At 67.1% G+C, this 16933-nt stretch carries 17 protein-coding genes; 1 reads left to right on the forward strand and 16 read right to left on the reverse strand.

Annotated elements, in window-relative coordinates:
* Window positions 1-12: 12 nt before the first annotated feature.
* The 5 genes from DI005_RS39750 to DI005_RS22145 form a co-directional block, all read right to left on the reverse strand.
* Window positions 13-369 (reverse strand): phosphoadenosine phosphosulfate reductase family protein, encoded by a 357-nt coding sequence (locus DI005_RS39750; RefSeq protein WP_369973611.1) that lies wholly within the window; start codon window positions 367-369, stop codon window positions 13-15.
* Between the two features lie 188 nt (window positions 370-557).
* On the reverse strand, window positions 558-1148 hold the full coding sequence (locus DI005_RS22135; protein ID WP_199543113.1) for a sulfite exporter TauE/SafE family protein: 591 nt from the start codon (window positions 1146-1148) through the stop codon (window positions 558-560).
* 48 nt (window positions 1149-1196) lie between these two features.
* Window positions 1197-1373, reverse strand: a complete 177-nt coding sequence (locus tag DI005_RS38685; RefSeq protein ID WP_199543097.1) for a hypothetical protein — start codon at window positions 1371-1373, stop codon at window positions 1197-1199.
* A 199-nt stretch (window positions 1374-1572) separates the two neighbouring features.
* Window positions 1573-4056, reverse strand: coding sequence for a cation-translocating P-type ATPase (locus tag DI005_RS22140; protein WP_113643383.1), 2484 nt, complete (start codon window positions 4054-4056; stop codon window positions 1573-1575).
* Window positions 4053-4262, reverse strand: coding sequence for a heavy-metal-associated domain-containing protein (locus DI005_RS22145; RefSeq protein WP_233520257.1), 210 nt, complete (start codon window positions 4260-4262; stop codon window positions 4053-4055). Before DI005_RS22145 ends, DI005_RS22140 begins: the two co-directional genes overlap by 4 nt.
* 119 nt (window positions 4263-4381) lie before the next feature.
* On the opposite strand from DI005_RS22145, the gene DI005_RS22150 reads away from it, so the two are divergent.
* Window positions 4382-4792, forward strand: a complete 411-nt coding sequence (locus tag DI005_RS22150; RefSeq protein WP_113643385.1) for a MerR family transcriptional regulator — start codon at window positions 4382-4384, stop codon at window positions 4790-4792.
* A 52-nt stretch (window positions 4793-4844) separates the two neighbouring features.
* On the opposite strand, the gene DI005_RS22155 is transcribed toward DI005_RS22150, so the two are convergent.
* The 11 genes from DI005_RS22155 to DI005_RS22190 all read right to left on the reverse strand — a co-directional run bounded on the left by DI005_RS22155 (window position 4845) and on the right by DI005_RS22190 (window position 16914).
* Window positions 4845-5153, reverse strand: coding sequence for a four-helix bundle copper-binding protein (locus tag DI005_RS22155; RefSeq protein ID WP_113643386.1), 309 nt, complete (start codon window positions 5151-5153; stop codon window positions 4845-4847).
* Window positions 5154-5377: 224 nt separating this feature from the next.
* The gene (locus DI005_RS22160; protein ID WP_113643387.1) at window positions 5378-5818 is read right to left on the reverse strand and encodes a hypothetical protein; all 441 of its coding nucleotides are present in this window, start codon (window positions 5816-5818) and stop codon (window positions 5378-5380) included.
* Between the two features lie 358 nt (window positions 5819-6176).
* Window positions 6177-6542 carry a hypothetical protein gene (locus DI005_RS38285; RefSeq protein WP_158559868.1) on the reverse strand — a complete coding sequence of 122 codons (366 nt, stop codon included), beginning with the start codon at window positions 6540-6542 and terminating at the stop codon, window positions 6177-6179.
* A 52-nt stretch (window positions 6543-6594) separates the two neighbouring features.
* Window positions 6595-6729, reverse strand: coding sequence for a hypothetical protein (locus tag DI005_RS39500; protein WP_255565737.1), 135 nt, complete (start codon window positions 6727-6729; stop codon window positions 6595-6597).
* Window positions 6707-7678 (reverse strand): hypothetical protein, encoded by a 972-nt coding sequence (locus DI005_RS22170; protein ID WP_113643388.1) that lies wholly within the window; start codon window positions 7676-7678, stop codon window positions 6707-6709. The genes DI005_RS39500 and DI005_RS22170 overlap by 23 nt, the downstream gene beginning before the upstream one ends.
* A gap of 736 nt (window positions 7679-8414) precedes the next feature.
* A complete protein-coding gene (locus tag DI005_RS22175) occupies window positions 8415-9146 on the reverse strand; it encodes a hypothetical protein (protein ID WP_113643389.1) in 732 nt (243 codons plus the stop codon).
* A gap of 133 nt (window positions 9147-9279) precedes the next feature.
* Window positions 9280-10284 carry a DUF932 domain-containing protein gene (locus tag DI005_RS22180; RefSeq protein WP_113643390.1) on the reverse strand — a complete coding sequence of 335 codons (1005 nt, stop codon included), beginning with the start codon at window positions 10282-10284 and terminating at the stop codon, window positions 9280-9282.
* A 157-nt stretch (window positions 10285-10441) separates the two neighbouring features.
* Entirely contained in the window at window positions 10442-11605 is a 1164-nt protein-coding gene (locus tag DI005_RS38005) for a hypothetical protein (RefSeq protein WP_147263898.1), read from the reverse strand.
* Between the two features lie 35 nt (window positions 11606-11640).
* A complete protein-coding gene (locus DI005_RS38290) occupies window positions 11641-11799 on the reverse strand; it encodes a hypothetical protein (RefSeq protein WP_158559869.1) in 159 nt (52 codons plus the stop codon).
* Between the two features lie 1603 nt (window positions 11800-13402).
* Window positions 13403-16549 carry a LysM peptidoglycan-binding domain-containing protein gene (locus tag DI005_RS22185; RefSeq protein WP_113643391.1) on the reverse strand — a complete coding sequence of 1049 codons (3147 nt, stop codon included), beginning with the start codon at window positions 16547-16549 and terminating at the stop codon, window positions 13403-13405.
* Window positions 16546-16914 carry a hypothetical protein gene (locus DI005_RS22190; protein WP_233520258.1) on the reverse strand — a complete coding sequence of 123 codons (369 nt, stop codon included), beginning with the start codon at window positions 16912-16914 and terminating at the stop codon, window positions 16546-16548. Before DI005_RS22190 ends, DI005_RS22185 begins: the two co-directional genes overlap by 4 nt.
* Window positions 16915-16933: the final 19 nt, after the last annotated feature.

Consider the following 16933-nt stretch of genomic DNA (forward strand, 5'->3'; position numbering starts at 1 on the left):
GCAAATAGCGGGCTATTGGACCTCGGGAGGACACTCAGAACAGGCACGGTCCACTAAGGATTTGCGGCCGTGTCGATCTCCGCCATCGACATGTCGTTGCGGAACCGATGCCCGATCGTCCTCGATTCGGGCGTACTCGGCCGTAAGGTCTGGCCGAAGGCGGGCTGCGCGCAGGAGATCGGCGCGGTTACCGAGAATGTACAGAGAGCACGACAACCGCGTCATTCCGGCGTCGTAAGCGGGGTGGTAGGGCACACCGCTAGCGCGAATGTGTTGCCATACCTCCGTTTCGGTCCACTCGTGGATGGGCAGCCAAGTGTAGGCTTCGCGTCGGCCGTTGCTCGCGGTGTGATCCCGGCTCAGCTTCACTTGCTGGCAACGAGCAATGCTCGTCCGCGCCGAATGCTCCAATCTTGCGGTGGCTCCTGGTCACATACGCGTGATTCCGCTGAGGTTCGGCTTGCGAACGTAAGCATGGCTATGAAGGTCAGAGTTCCGACCGCACGTGTCGATCAATGGGCGGTTGAGCCGAGTTGCTGGAGGGCCCGCAGGGGCGGTCAGTTGTGGCGGGCGAGTTTGACCGCCGAGATCAGCAGCACCGTGACCAGGGCGGGGACGAGGACTAGGTCGAGGACGACTCCGAGGAGCAGGCCGCCGATCAGTGCGCCGGTGATGGAGCCGGTGACCATGGTGGCGACGAAGCGCAGGTTGTGGCGCAGGACGCCGAAGCTATTGTCGCGGCTGTAGCGGGCGAAGGCGACGAGCATGGTGGGCAGGGAGACCAGCAGCGACAGGCTGCCCGCGGTCTTGATGTCGATGCCGTAGAGCAGCACGATGGTCGGGATCAGCAGCTCACCGCCAGCGACGCCCATGATCGCGGCGACGACGCCGATGCCGCGCCCAGCGGCGACCCCGACGATCACCTGTACCGTAGGCGGCAGATCGAGAGCACCGAGGCTGGTGACGTGCGTGAGCACCAGGGCGGTGGCCATGAGGACCATCAGGGCCGCGAGGACCTTGTAGAGGGTGGCGGTGCGCATCCGCACGGCCCAACCGGCTCCGGCCCAGGCACCAAGCAGGCTGCCGATGAGCAGGTTGGCCGCGACCGCCCAGTGGGTGCCCAGTTCGGTGGCGGTGACGGTGGCCAGCCCGGGCGGGTAGTGCGGTGACGACCACGACCAGGCTCATGGCCTTGTTTAGGATGACCGCCGAGAGGCGGCGAACCCGAACATGCCGATCAACAGCGGCAGTCGGAACTCCGCGCCTCCCAGCCCGATCATGCCGCCCAACAGGCCCACTGCTGCGCCGGCGGTGAACACGACTGACGCGGGCCGCGTCGACCGGACCGGCACCGTGTTCTCGTCGATCGCCACGTCGCTGCCTCACATTCCTGTCGACTCGTCGCGAACCACGATCCCTCATCAAGGGAGTCGATGGCTCGGGGCCAGGTGCCGCCGCAACGTCGCCGTGGGCGAGGATCGGAAACGAGGACATGACTCGCTCCTTCGCTGTCAGGGTATGCATGGCGCGCGGGAGGCCGGCTGGACCTACCCGCCCGTCGACGCGTGGTCGTTAGGCGGCTGCGCGCTGGTGTTCTGTTTCGGCCTGTTCGGCGTCGTGTTGACGTCCTTGCCGGCCGACGCTGCTGATGGCTTGGAAGAGTAGGGAGGGTCGGGTGCCGATGGAGTTGAGGAAGATGGTGGTGACCGAGGCGGCCATCGCGATCATCGCCCACACCGGGTACACCAGACCGGTGGTGGCCAGCGGGACACCGATGCCGTTGAAGGTGAACGCCAGCCCCACGTTGGTGCGGGTGCGGCGGTAGGAGCGGTCGCTGATGTCGCGGGCGTCGAGCACCGCGGTGACCTCGTTGCGCAGCAGCACGATGTCGGCGGATTCCACGGCGATGTCGGTGCCACCACCGGCAGCGATGCCGACGTCGGCCTGCATCAGGGCGGGGGCGTCGTTGATGCCGTCGCCGACCATCGCCACGCGGGTGCCGTCGGCCTGCAGCCCGCGCACGATCTCGGCCTTGCCTTCCGGTCGCACCCCTGCCCGGACCTGGGTGATGCCGAGTTGGTCGGCGACCGGGCGGGCGGCGCGTTCGTTGTCCCCGGTCACCAGGACCGGGTCCATTCCGACGGCCCGCATCCGGGCGACCGCGTCGGCGGCATCGGCGCGCAGCTCGTCGCCCAGCGCGATCAACCCAGAGGCCGTGCCTGCCACAGCGACCACGATCACGGTGTGCCCGGCGGCCTGCAACTGGTCGATCCGCCCGGTCACGGCGGTGAGATCGAGGTCGTTGTCGCTGAAGAACGCGGGCTGGCCGACCAGCACGGCCCGGCCGTGCACGGTGGCGCGGACGCCGGAGCCGGTGACCGAGGCGAACTCCTCGGCCTCGGGCACCGTCAGCCCGCGCTCGTGGGCGGCGGTCACCACCGCACGGGCGAGCGAGTGCTCCGACAGGCTCTCGGCCCCGGCGGCCAGCGCGAGCAGTGTCTCGGTGTCGCCATCGAGGGCGTAGACCGCGCGGACGGTGGGGCGGCCCTGGGTGAGGGTGCCGGTCTTGTCCAGCACGATGCGCTTGACGAGCCGGAAGGTTTGGAACGCCTCCCCGGTGCGCATCACGATCCCGCGGTCGGCCGCGGCGCCGGTGCCGCGCACGATGGCCAGCGGCGCGGCGATGCCCACGGCGCAGGGGTAGCCCATCACCAGTACCGACAGCGCGGCGAACACCGCCCGCCGCACGTCCGGCTCCCCGGCCAGGGCCCAGCTGCCGGCCAGCCAGCCGAGCAGGGCCAGTGGAGAGATGGTGAGCACGGTGGGGGTGTAGACGCGCAGTACCCGGTCGACCAGGTGCAGGATGCCGGGTTTGAGCGCGCGGGCGTCTTCCACGTGCCGTACGACCTGGGCCAGGAACCCTTCGGTGTGGGTGGCGGTGACCTCGATCAGCAGGCTGCCGGTCCCGTTGATCGACCCACCCACGACCTCCTCACCCGGCCCGCGTTCCGCGGGTACCGGTTCGCCGGTGACCAGGGACAGATCGATCGCGGAGGACCCGGACCGGATCCGCCCGTCCAGCGGGATGCGCTCACCGGGCCGCACCCGCACCAGTTGTCCGATGGCGACGTCCTCGACCGGCACCTCGGATTCGGCGCCGTCCGGGTCGACGAGGCGGGCCAGATCGGGTTGCAGGTCGAGCAGTTTCTTGACCGACTGGCTGGAGCGGGTCTTGACCAGCAGCGACAGCCATTCGGAGAAGATGTGGTAGTTCGCCACCAACACGCTGACGGCGAAGAACGCCGCGGTCGGATAGCCGGGCAGCACACCAGTGAGGCCGATGACGCCACCGGCGATGCCGGCGAACGCGCCGACCTCCAGCAGCACGTGCTGGTTGAGGATCCCCCGGCGGGCGGACTGGTAGGCCATCCGCAGGATGTGCGGGGCCACCCCGACCACCACCCCGACCGCCAGCGCCCCGGCCAGCCACCCGATCAGCGGCTCGGCCAGCACCCCGGTCGCCCGCAGCACCAACGCCGCCACGCCGGGCGTCACGATGGCCACCGCACCGGCCAGGGCCTTGAGGTTCCCGGCGGGGCGCAGCAGCGCGAACGACAGCGGCACCATCAGCGCCGCCACCGACGCCGGCACCAGCACCGACCAGATCCAGGTGACGGTGGCGATCAGCCCGATCGCGGTCAGGCTGGCCGCGATCGCCGCGAGCAACCTGGCGCCCTCGCGGACGAGGTCTCGTTCCTCCTCCTCGAACGGGCGCAGCTTGCGCGGGTCGTACAGGTCGTAGCCGACATCCCGCAACGTGCCGAGGATCTTCTCCGGCGAGACTCGCTGCGGGTCGTAGTCGACCAGGGCCTGTTCGTGGGTCAGGCTGACCGCCACCGTGTCGACGCCGTCCATCCGGCCCAGGGCCTTCTCGATGGTGCCGGTGCACAGCGAGCAGTGCAGCCCGGCGATCCGCGCCCGGATCCGCTCATGCCCCGGCGCCGCGCTGGGCTCCGATGCCCACAACTGGCGACGCTCCTCGGTCACGAGGCTCATCGCGACACCTCCTCGGCGACGCGGTAGCCCGCGGCCTCGATCCGCTCCACCAGCACGGTGCGGTCGGTCACGGCCGGGTCGACGCGGACCTCGACCCGCCCGCACGTGTGGTCGGCCACGACCCCACGCACGCCCTCGACCCGGCGAAGCACGGTGCCGAGCCGCTGCTCGCACCCGCTGCACGACATTCCCTCAACCTGCAACATCCACCACTCCATCCTGGGCTCCTCCACGCTCCTGAACTGCTCTTTCTCTCGTTGCGGCCAGGCTAGAACCTTGCCCGAGGGGTAAGGTCAAGGCAGGATGTTCAGAAGGGAGCCATGTGATGGAAATGACCGTCGGCGCCGCCGCGGAGGCGGCCGGAGTCAGCGCCAAGGCAGTGCGGTTGTGGGAGTCCAAGGGCCTGCTGCCACCCGCCGAGCGCACCGAGGCCGGCTACCGCACGTTCACACAGGACGACGTGGACGTGCTGCGGTTCATCCGCCAAGCCAAAGCGCTGGACCTCACCCTGGGCGAGATCAAAGACATCCTGGACCTCCAGCGCTGCGGCGCCACCCCCTGCGGGCGGGTCACCACCCTGCTCGACGCCCACATCGCCGAGATCGACCGCAAACTCTCCGATCTGCGCGCGATGCGCCGGACCCTGGTGGAGGCCCGCCGCACTGCCCGCGAGGGCCAACGCCGCGGCGAGGACGCCGTCGTCTGCCGCATCATCGAGACCGCCGACACCGCCTGACCCCCAAAACCCTGATGTCAGGCGGTGTCCGACGCGACGACAGCCCGTGCGTTCACGCTGTGGCCATCGCCCGGCACTGCTCGGCGCACCGGCGGCACGCCTGCGCGCACACCTGGCACGCCTCGGCGTCGAACCGCTCACACGCCGCCGCGCACGCCTCGCAGATCTCCGCGCACAACCGGCACACCTGCGCCGCCCACTGCGATCCGCGCGCCAGCAGCGTCACGCACAGCGCGCAGATCACCGCGCAGTCCAGGCACAGGCGGGCGCACTGCGCCATCTCCCCGTCATTCACACAGCAGGTGTAAGCACACGCATCCAGGCACGCCTTGTTCGTCTCGTCCACGGTCGCGACCGCCATTACTCAGCCTCCTTCGGTTCGGCCACATCTCTGTCGTGCCGGACCAGGCAGCGCCCGCCGAGGGGCGTGCCTGCCCACGGCGTGACCGAACGTAGGAGCATGCCGGCGGGGCAAGGTCAAGCCGTTATCCAGGAATCCGATGTCCAAACCGTCCACATGGGGTACTTGGAGCCGTTCCTGCCCCTGGCGCAGCCCGGACGCACCGGCGCGCATCGGGAGGCTGGTTACTCGGGCCCTGCCATGTCTTGTCCTTGTCGCAGGCGGCTGGCGACGTAACTGGCGCGGTCGCCGCCGTTTTCTCGGTGCCAGGCGCTGGCGGTGGTGTCGGCGACGCCGAGCAGGTCCGCGAGCATTTTCCAGTGCACGGAGCCGACCAGCGACAGCCAGGCGCCGTTGCGGCCGACTCGGTCCGGCCTGTGCTCTTCGGTTTCGAGGACCGTCAGCACGTCGCCGTCGAAAGTGGCGGTGTCGGGCCATTCGTCTGGACCGTGATCGTGCATCGTGTTGAGCCACAAGGCAATGGACTCGGCGACAATGCGCCGGAACCGAGGCACAGCGAATCCGTTCCAACGCTCGTCTTCGATCGTTGCTGGGAACACCTGTGTGGTGTCGGCGAGGGCGACGTACACCCCGCCGTCTGTCGCGGTGAGATTCGGTGCGGACATGGCAGATCCTTTCCTTGCACAAAAGGGTTATCGGGTAGGGGTGATCGGCTGGGTGGTCCAGGCATAGAGATCGCGCGCCATACGGGCGTGCTGGCGGCAGTAGAGGGTGTGCGGTGCACTGCTGACCTGCCGGGTTGCGCACCGGTGGCAGTAGCGCGGCGGGTGACCGTCGCCGAATTCGGTTTGCCAAGCGCACACCCGGAGGCGGCGCCGATTCCGTCGGACACCGGAATATGTCCGCAGTCGAGTCGATTTGCCGTGTTGACGGCGGCTCCAGTGGCCATGACGATGCGCTCTCAGTAGTGGAATTAGGTAGATACGAATCCGTGCGCATGGCGGCGCGTTGCACGGGTGGCGGTCAAGCGCCGGCGTATTTGCATTGAACGATTTCGCCGTGGTGACGTCCGGCGCATTCGATGGTGCCGAGTGTGCGATCTTTGACCGCGAGTCGGCGGCGGGCATCGGCTTCGAGGTCGTCGATGGTCGAGCCCTCCAGCGCTTCGTGGTGCAACTGCCGCTCACCGAACACGCGAGCATCGGGGAAGGCAGCGGCCCACATGCGGGCGTACAGTCCGGCGGCAGCGGATCGCATCGGGGCAATCGTGCTGACTTCGCTGCAGGCGCAGCACGCTTCGATTGCCGTGCCCGGTCTGGTGTCTGCGCCGTTGACGACCCGATTTAGGATTTCGCAGCAGTGCGGCCGGTACACGAATTCGCGGGACATGTGCTCATGTGTGGGCGTGAGCAGCGAAAAACTGTGGTAGAGCGTGTCCGCCTCAGCCGGATTGGTGGTGATCGCTCGTGCGATTTCCCTCCTCGGCCCAGTCCATCTGGTCGAACAGTGAGCCGAACATTTTGGTGACGTCGCCGAGAATGTCTAGGACGGGGTCACTTTCTGTTGATGCGGTCATGGCTGTTTCTCCTGCGTTGCTTGGCTTTCCTGTGCTTCTGCGCTACGCGGTCCCACCTGCGCGGCTGCTCTCGGGGCGCGAGGTGGTCAGCCGTGGCGGGTGATGCGGGCGAGCTGGACGAGTGAGGTGATGGGCCCGGCCCAGCAGTGGGCGTGGGCGGGCTCGTCGCCGATGCCCACACGGACAGCTCGACCTGCGGATCGCTGGGGCGTGTCCAGGTGGCGTGAACGCCGGGCCCGGTGGCGCACCGAGCACCGTGCTCATCGCAGGCGTAGGTGTCCGCGGGGCCGGTCCACACCATTGCGTGCAGGAACTCGGCGACCTGGGCATAGCTCGCGTCGAGTGGTGGCGGCCCCGGCTTGACGGGCGCGCGCTCGGTGGCACCGGATTCGCCGGCGATCACGGCGCGAACCTCGGTGGTCTCGAACAAGCGTCCGCGCTCACTGGAATCGGCGTAGGCCAGCGCGTGCGGCCCGGTGAACCACAACGTGAGTGTGTGCCCGTCCCGGACCCAGCCGCGTCGGTAACCGCGCCGCTCGCTCAATTCGGCGGACGGGATCGGCGGCAGGGTGCCGTCGAGTTCGTGATCGGGGCGGGCGGCCCATCCGTGCGCGGCGAGGTCGTCGAGAATGCGGGGGTAGGCCATGTCCTTGGCGCGGGCTCCGGTGGATCCGGCGGCGGCGCGTGCCATGGTGTCGGCGAGGCGGTTCATGCGCGCGGTGACGTCGCGCAGCCCGTCCGGTGGGTAGGGCGTGGCCTTGTACAGGGTGTGCGCGTCGTCGGTGAGGTCGGCGACCTGGCAGCGCAGCTCTTCGGCGTAGGCGGCGAGTTCGGCGAGGCTGGCAGCGCGCAGTGCCGCGAGCCCTTCCGCGGCGTCGGCGCGGGCACGCTGCCGATCTGCCTCGGCGCGGGCCTCGGTGAGCGGGTCGTGGTCGGTGTGGTGGTTCATTGGTGGCTCCTGGGCAGTGCTCGCCGCCCCGCCGTCGTTGGCGGCGGGGCGGAGAGCGGGCGAATGACGAACGCGGGCGGGTCAGTGGTCCTGGTCCCAACCCATGCGGGCGGCCCAAGCGGCGAGTGCGCGCGCGGCCTCGTGTGGTGTGCAGTAGGTGGGTTCCTCGGCGGCGGGCAGGTCGGGCCGGATGCTGCCGCCGTTGAGATCGCGGGCGGTGTAGCGCTCGCGGTCCCCTTCGGTGATGCGGCGGACGGTGCCGATGCCGAGTCCGTTGACCGTGATCGGCCATGCGTGGGTGAAGGCGAACCGCTCATGCTCGGGGGCGGTGGTCCGGTAGTGTTCGGGCCAGCGGTACGCGGCCCACCAGTTGGTGACCGTGACGTCGATGACGCGGTCTCCGCGTTGACGATGGAGGCCACGAGGTCTCGTGCAGCGGTGGCCCCGATCAGGTCGGCCAGCCGGGCGTACGCGTCGCGGGCGGTGGTGAGTCGCGCGAGGATCGGTGCTGCCTCGCTGCGGAGGGTATCCGCGTCCATCTCGCCAATTGCGTCGGCACGGGCGTCGTAGGCGTCGCGGTCGGTCATACCGGGTGTCCAGCGCGGGGCCAGCGCGTTGATGCAGCCCAGGCACGTGCTGCACCGGTAGACGCTGGGGCGTGACACGGCAATGGAAATCCCCGTGCCGATGTTGTCGCACCCTGGGGTTCCGCACTCGCCGCTCATGGTGGCTTTGCTCATGCTTCCTCTGTCCTCTCTCGATTGAAGTCGTGGGCTGGGTGGTCAGGACCAGTTGCTCCACCAGCTGCGGACTTCGGAGGGCTCGGTGTCGTAGCACTCGGTGATGACCTGGTCCAGGTCAGCGGTGGGGTTGTCGAGTCGGCGAGCGCGGCGTTCACCACGAGATTGATCAGGTCGTCGTCACAGTCGTGCGTGGCCACTTCGTCGATCACGAGATCGGCACCGTCGTTGACGGCGCGGGAAACCTGGTCTCCAGCGAAGTGCGGCATCTCCGGGTCCGTCGGTTTCCCCTCCGGTTCGGACTGCGTGGGCTGGTCGGTGTGCGGGAACGTCGCGAGGAATGCGGCGACTTTGGCCGCGCCGTCCGACGCGACCGAGAAGGCGAACACCACCTGCTTGCAGTTGCGGGGCACCGTGGCGGTGCCGGCCAGCGGCAGCCGCCGGGCAGTCTCCGCGGCGACGGTTTCGGGTGTCTTGGCCGGTGACACCGTAATCTCGTGTGATGGCGCTGGGTTTCCGTGGCGGTGCCGGATTGTCACCAGTTTGGCCGGGAGGCTGGCGGAGAGCCTGAGCCGTGGTGTCTTCTCCCAGTCGGAGTAGCACACGTGAAGCTCTTCCCCGTCTGGGCCGATGAGGTACCGGTCGCGGTGACCGTGGTGGCCCGGTTCGACCGTCCATGTCCCGTCGAGCGCCCCTGCCATCGCTACCGCGAATGCCTGCATGTCCATGGGTTCGTTTTCCTTCCTGTGTCGCGGATTTGTGTGTGCCGGCCTTGGTTCGGGCGTCGGTTGTGGCCATCTCGCGGCCACGGCACCCGCGCGGCGCATGGCCGCGCGGGCACCGACGCGGCGACGGGCCTTTTCAGACCGAGGCCAGCACCTTGCCGAGCGTCGTCACGGTGTCCTGGTCGAGCGCGTCGGCTTTTCCGTCCACCGCGCGGGACATGTTGCGTTCGGCGCGGGAGGCGTTGCGCACGATCGCTTCGTGGTGGGTGTAGGTGTTGATGGCCTGCACCACTCCCCACGCGGTACCGCGCCACGGGCTGACCCGGTTGTCGGTGTTCCACAACCGGTTGAGCGCGGCCCGTTCGTTCGTTGCGGTAGTGCGGGCGCGTCCCTTCTCCTCGGGCACCGGGGTGTGTGCGTCCAGGAAGGCGCGCCATGCCTGGTCGGTCACGGTCGTTTCGCACAGGGCCTTGACCTCGGCGGCGAATTCCTCGGCCACGGTGTGGACCATCGCGAGCGCGTCGCGGGCCTCCACAATGCGGAACTTGCCGTTCTTGGAGTGCTTGACCTTGAACTGCTGGCCGTACTCGCGCAGCCCGGCCGACATCGTGTTGTCGCACACCACGTTGGTCACGGTGCGCTTGTAGGTGGTGGCGAGGCTGCCGTCGTGGCTGGTGCAGGCGACCAGGTTCGGCCGGAACTCCACGCCTTCCGGGGTGGTGATGTTCTCGGGCACTTCCACGCTCACCCATGCCTGTCGGCGGTCGCGCAGCAGGCCCGCGGAACCGATCGACAGACCGTCATCCAGGATCGTGCCGACCTTGTCCAGTAGCCATTCCCGGTACTGGTGCACGGTGTACCCGTCGGCGAAGATCCCGAGGACATCACCGGTATCCGATGCGGTGATGGCTTGCTTGTTGGGCACGCGGCGAAGGCCGAACTTGCCCGCCACAAGCACCGGTTCCGGTTCGGCGGTCCAGTGGAACAAGCGCCGCTGCACATCGGCGACCGGAATGGCTCCGGCGTAGTGGTTCGCCTCGCTGCCTTGCGCCGATGCCCGGTAGTGCCAAGCGTGCCCGCGCTTGTCGGTGAACCCAATCAACACATTATTGTTGAGCCATTCGCTGGCTTCTTTGGACATGACAAATCCACTTTCGTTATCGGAGGTGATAAGGAAACCGTTGTGCGGTCACGGCGTCCGCACGCGAACGCGCGCGGCACCGAAACTCCACAACACGGTGCGGCTAGTTGCGGTAATGAGATCGCATAGATTCTTCTGCCCGGTTCAGTGCAGCACGTTACGAAAGCCACCGTTCGGCATCGCTGAAATGCCGGTGACATTGCTCGGTTTCGTCGGGCTCAACCGGGCAGAACGCCAACCCGCGCCACAGTCCGCGCCAGCGAAATATCACGCGCGCGTATCCGTGCTCGGTAGCGCAGGCGAATACGGTTTCGTCGTCGGACTGTTCATGCCCTTGTGGGCCCGATTCTGCGAGATAACGTACGACCAGGATCACTACTAGTTCATGATGGTGTGGGCACCTATGGTAGATAATGCTTGGTACGCGCCGCGATCCGTGCTGGTCGGCGTAGTCACGAAAGATCGCGTATTGCCGGTCCTGCTCGCTTCCAGTAGCCAGATTGTTGGTATCCACAGTGTCTCCTTTGCCTATTGCCCTTTGACCGGCCCCGCGTTCGTTACGCCAGTTTTTGCCGTAGGGGTAGACAACGGGGTAACAGTGTTCGCAGCCACGCAATGTTTCGCGAACGTCCGACATGGTTACGGTGTGATTGCCATGCCGGTATGCGTCGACCATGACCGAAACGCATTCACAGTCGTCTTCTGCGTAGTATTCGGCGCAGTCGTAATGCAGCGGCTGATCACAAGCGCTTTCGAGCCACTTGCCACACTCGACGCATTGCCGATAGCCCAGCTCGGACATGATGGGGTCGATATCCCAGCCGTGACAGTCGGTGCACAAGGTCTGTCCGTCATCGCACAGCGCCGAAACGACGTCCGCCGCGATTTCCTCGGGCACGTCGTAGCAGTCGACCAGCACGCGCGCGGCGTTCTCGAATTCCCGCTCTGACAGGTCTTCGTCGTCGAGCAGCGGGTATCCGGCGAGAGCGGCACCGATACGGTCGGCGGCCTCACGTGCGGCGGAATCGCCGTAGTCGTAGGCAAGAAGGCCGTTCCACTCGGCCGCTTTGCCGGGTGCCGCTTCCTCCATGAGTCGCACCGCCGCGTGCCCGTTGGACACGTCCGCCAGGTGGGCGCACTGGTGCCCGGTGAGGTAATCGCCGGGAATTGGCAGCGGATCACCACCCGATCCGAGCACGAACCCGAAGCCGGACCAGTCATTATCTCGGGCGCAGTCTTCACCGTCCCATGTCCCGTAACGAAAGTTCTGCCCGAAATACAGATGCGCATCTTCGGAAAACGAAATTTCAGAGTTGTTCATGATTGACACTCCCAGTGTGTGCGGATTAGTGCGAGTCACAGACCGCCAGCGGCAAAGAAGCGTTCTCGGTCGAATCGTGGGTTTACCGATTTGAAGTACGTGCGCAAGGCGTCGGCGAGCGCTTTTCTTTCGTCGTCGGCGACAACTTCCCGACGCACGGCATCAGCAATTTCTTTGAAGTCCTTACGTGTCATGACAGATCCTCCAATGGTGTTGTAGTTGCATGTCGTTTGGCGGTTCAGGCCAGTTGCGAACTGGTACCGGTCGAAATGCGTGGACGCGTCGAGTGCGATTCACGCAAAGGGGACCATCTTCTATGTCCGTGCGATGCGTAACCGAGCGATAGCAACCGGTCGGCCGGTAGCGCATTCCCTGAACCTCCTAAAAGGGAAGCCGTTATGTCTAGCGCACAACGCAGGGAACCATGCCCGTAAGACATAGCGTGCTATGAACGGAAAAAGCGCGACGCACTTGAGAGAGTGTCGTTCAATGTCGGCAAATGCTTTACACAATCCGGACGCCCACACGTTGTGACGTTTTTCGGTGCTAGACCACCATGTAGTTATCTTGGGGACACACCTCTGGCAGGCATGCCTTTTATGCGCGCTACTCCGCTCTACAGCAAGGGATTCACATAACGGGGCTGCAAGCGCAGTTACTACGCATCTCGGACTAGAAATGCGCGTTTGGCTACGCGTCGTTCCCCACTACTGCCCTGCACGGTTTCGCTGCTGTCCGCGCGGCCCAAGCCGCTGCCCGCGCTATGCGGGTCTTATGGTTCGCAACGACCAACCTTTGAGGAGAAGAAAGGAAGGAGATCGCTCGCGGGACGCCGTGTCCCGGTCCTCACGCCCTTCTCTGCCTCATCCGCGCCGGCCTGTCTTGGTTACATGTCTAGATTGACACACCACCTAGACACTTTCAAGCTCCAGCCGAGTTCCGTTATCTCGCCGTTACCCTCGGCGTCGACCTTCGCCGATCAGTGCCGGTCGGGCCCTTGAGCTGGGAAGACGCAGAGGAAGAAAAGGACCCGCACAGCGGCAGCCAGCGCCCGCGCCCGCGCCCGCGCCCGCGCCCGCGCCCGCACAGCTTGGAATCTGTACGAATTTCCCTTTTGATATCTTGCGGTTTTCGAATCACACCACTTGCAGCCGCCGTTTATGTGGTTGTCAACATCTATGAGTCATGTTTCTGTATCGTTAGTTTTATCTTCGGTGCAAGAAAAGGGACAGAAAGCGCCATGTAACCACTTACGACCAAAAAGAAGATTGGAAGGAAGGCTGCAAAGAAGGAGGGTAATGAGAAGCTGACTGACTACAGCAGAACAGGGCTTGCGGACGGAAGGTCGTGCGAGCATCAGATAGCCAACACACCACCCAAGCCGACTGTTCACCTGCCTGCCTGGCACCGAAGTCGGACGACACGGAGGAAGGGGTTGCCCAGCGTTGGCCTGCAACAAGGCTTTGACGCGCCCCTTCCTCTCTAGTAGGAGCCCGGAAAGGAAGACGGAGAGGAAGGCAGATAGGAACGTGGACGGGCGACAGGTCTACGGGCTCGCGGCCGACTCCGTGCCGGTTGTACACGCGGCAGAGTGCTGGCCTAGGGTCGTGCTGCGGATCGCCTCCGCGGCTGCCACCGCTGCTTCGCGGAAACGCACGAATGATTTCACGTCACGGCGTTCAGCATCCGCGAGGAACCAGCTCAGTATAACTAGGTTGGCTCGTGTAGAACAGGATCCGGAAACTGGTCGGTCGCAATAAGATCGAGGCTATTTCCTTTGTTAGTTGCGAGGTTCCCTTAGCTGGCTTGCCGGTTGGATATGTGATTTCTCGGCTGTTGTAGGGCGTCTGCGAGACTAAGGGTGCTTCGCGCGGGGCGTTGGTCGAGTTCGGCCAGCGACGTGGTGAGCAAGTCCAGGGTGCGCGGGATGCTGTCGTGCTGGTTGAGTCGCGCTTGTAGGCGCATGAGGTCGCGGTAGATCGCCTCGTTGTAGGGGTCAAGTTGGCGGGCTTGTTCCAGCAGGGCGAGTGCCTGTTCGGGGCTGTCGGTTCTGGTCTTGCGGATCAGGGTGCTCAGCGCGTCGAGGACGTAGCGCCGGAGTGCTTCGCGGGGCCCGTCGATCCAATCTGCGGTGATGCCTTCGGCGAGGTCTCCGCGGTACAGCTCGGTGACGCGGTTCGCTGCCGCGACGGCGTCCATTGCCGAGGCTTGGCGGCTGGCGGTGATGGCGTCTTGGAGCCGCCAGAGGTCGGCGGTCAGGATCGTCTGGTCGAGCCGGTAGCGGCTGTCCTGGTTGACGATGAGGTCGAGGGTGTCGTCGTTGCTTGCCCGGCGAAGGCCGCGGCGTAGCTGAGACAGGGTCGCGTGAAAGCTGTTGTAGGGGCGTTCGCCGGGAGCGTGCGGCCAAAGCGCGGCGCTGAGTGCTTCGCGTCGGCACCCGTCACGGTGTAGCGCCAGGTAGACCAGGATTTCGCGTTGCCGCGGAGCGAGGACGTCGATGAGGTCACGGGGTTCGGGGTTCGCTCTGGTCAGGTGCAGCCGGCCGAGCACCTGCAGGTGCAGCGGCGGGGCCGGGGCTGGTTCTGTGGCCGGGCGCGGCTCGGTCGTTGGGTTGTCGTCGCGCCGGGCGGCCGAGGGGCGTGGGTGGTTGCTGACCTCCGTCGGGGATGGCTCGGTCGTTTCCGATTCAGCCGGTCCGGACGGTCCGGTCGTCGGGTGCTCGCCGCGGTTGTCGCTGGCGGTCTCCGTCGGTGGGGTCACGGCTGCGGCGTCGGGTTCGGTAGCGAACTCGTACTCGAAGACGGGTGGCTCGGCACTCGCCGTCGTGTTCTCGGCCCGGCTTTGCCGCTGTGTGCCCGTTTCCACGGCGCTGCTGGCGCCGGTGCGGTCTCGGATCGGGTCGTCGCTGCCGGGTTCGGCCGCGTGCAGGAGTGCGAGCAGATCACGGGCGTCGGTGTCCGGCAAGGTGAACAGTCGGGTGCCGGCCAAGTCATCGCTCAGGGTGGGGCTGGTCGCTTCGACGGTGCCGTCGTCGCGCACGCGCACGGTGCCGCCGGGGTGCCAGGGGCCGAGGAACACGCCAGCCAGACCGAGGTGCGCGCCGTTGTCGAGGACGGCGTGCGCACGCCGGTTCGTCTCCACGGTGGGCGTGGCTACCACCACGGCAGGTCCGGTGTCGCCGCTCGAAAACGCTGTGTTCGCTGGTGGGTCGTCCCGCGCGAGGTCGCCGGTGTCGGTGCGGGCGATCAGCTCGGCCTCCAACGTCGCCAGCGCTGCGGGCAGGTCGTCAACGACGAGGAGCCGGTCCGGGACGGGATCCGCTAGGTCGTGTCCGAAGAGCGCGCGGGCGTCGTCGGCGGGCATCACGATCATGGCGTCGAGGTCATCGCTGGTGGCCTGCGCGAGCAGGGTCATGATCAAGGCCCGTGCGGCGGCGTGGGCACCGGGACCGGTGAGTCCCAGTCCCCGCGTGCTGGCGAGGTCGAGCGCGATGGCGTGCCCGTCGCGTACACCGAGCGAGGTGTCCTGGGGTGCCGGGAGCACAGCGCGGACCGTGGCCTGGGCTCGGTCGCGGGTCTGGATGTCGGCCGATCGTGCGTGTCTAGGTGGTGCGGGCGCAGCGGCCGGGTTGTCGTCGGCCGGCTGGGGCGCGGTGGTGTCGTGGGCGATGCGCAGTGCGCGGACGACCGGGAGGCCGGCAGGGTCAGCGTCGTCGCGTGCGCCGGGGTGGTACCAGCGGCGGCGCCGGAGTCGGACGGTGATCATCGCGAGGGTGATCAGGGCAGCCAGTCCGAGGCCGACGAACGCGCCGGTCGGCAGTGCGATACCGGTTCCGGGCTGTGCCTTGGGCATGTCCGGCTGTTCTCCTCGAGGTGCGTGCGGCGGGGCGGGCTGCTCGGCGGAGGTAGCCGGGCCTTCTGGGGCGGGCGCGGGTGTCGGGCTGTTCGGTGGCGTCGCGGGCTGCTCTGGTGGCTGCGCGGGTGGTGGTGCCGCTTGGGCGGGCAGGACGAGGTGCCAGCCGGGCAGGATCTGGTCGGGGTGGCGCAGCGCGCGGCCGTCGGGTTGGGTGCGGCCGGCGTTGAGGTCGAAGATCGGGTGCCAGGCGTCTGGGTCGCCGAGTTCGCGTTCAGCGATGGCCGAGAGCGTGTCGGTGGGCTCGACGGTGACGGTGCGCCCGCTCGCTGTGGTGATCTCCGCGGGACGAGGCAAGGCGACGGCATCCGGTGGAAACAGGAGCGTCCATCCCGGTTCCAGGTCTCCGGGCCTGTCGGCGAGCAGTACGGGGTTGAGCCGCATGATCTCGTGGTAGCGCGTGCCGCGGCCGAGGTGACGTTCGGCCAGGTCCCACAGGGTGTCGCCGTGCACCACCGTGTAGGGCACGGCGCCGTCCGTTCGCGCCGCCGCGGGAACCGGTGTGGTTGCGCTCTCGACGATCTCCGCGGCCTGATCGGTTGCGGAGACCTGTGCGGCCGTGACGGGGTGTTGGTGTGGCCATGGCGGCGCGGTGGCCGCAACTGGTGTTGCTGGTGCCGTCGATGCCGCTGCGGTACCGGCGGAGGTGGCCACGAGGACGGCGGCCACGAGTCCGGCGATCCATCGGCCTCGCGGTACTCGGCGCAGCAGACGGCGGGCGGTACGGACACCGTGCCCCGTCTGGCGAATCAACTCGACCACGACGGAAAGAGTCAGCAAGAACCAGCCGGCCCACGCCACCGCCACGACCAGCCAGAGCACGAGGTCGCCGGTCAGCCACGCCCACCGCAGCGCGTTCCAGATCCGTTCGGGCCATTGGCCGATCGGAACCGGGTCGGGCCAATGGTCGGGAAGCAGGCGGGCGGGATCGGCGCCAAGCGCGAGAAGTCCGCACGGTATCCCAACAATAAAGGCAAGCAAGGCCAGCGCGGCGAATGCCCCGCGAATCCGCTGTGCTGGTGCGGTGGTCATGGCAGGTCGCCGGTGCGGGTTCCGACGCCGAGTTCGGCCAGGGCGGTGCCGGTGGCCTCGGCGCGGCTTCCGAGGAGCCCGGTGGTGGTTGGCTCGGTGACCGTGACCGTCACGCGCACGGCGCGGGATCCGGTGATGGTGACCTGGCCGGGGTGCCCGGCGCGAGTCAAGTAGTCGGCCGCGGTGCGGGCGGCGGTGGCGGTGTCGATGCCGACGCTCGAGCTTCGGGTGTCCACAGCGGTGTTGGCCGCGCGGGCGGCTTCGGCGGCCAGCGCATCGGCACGGGCGATGGCCCGCAGCCGCGCGGAGCCGTCGACCACCAAAGCCAAGACTAGCAGCAGCGCGGGTACCAGGACCGCGGCCATTAGGCTGATCGACCCGGTA

The organism is Prauserella sp. PE36, assembly GCF_003311655.1.
Classification (GTDB): Bacteria; Actinomycetota; Actinomycetes; order Mycobacteriales; family Pseudonocardiaceae; genus Prauserella_A; species Prauserella_A endophytica.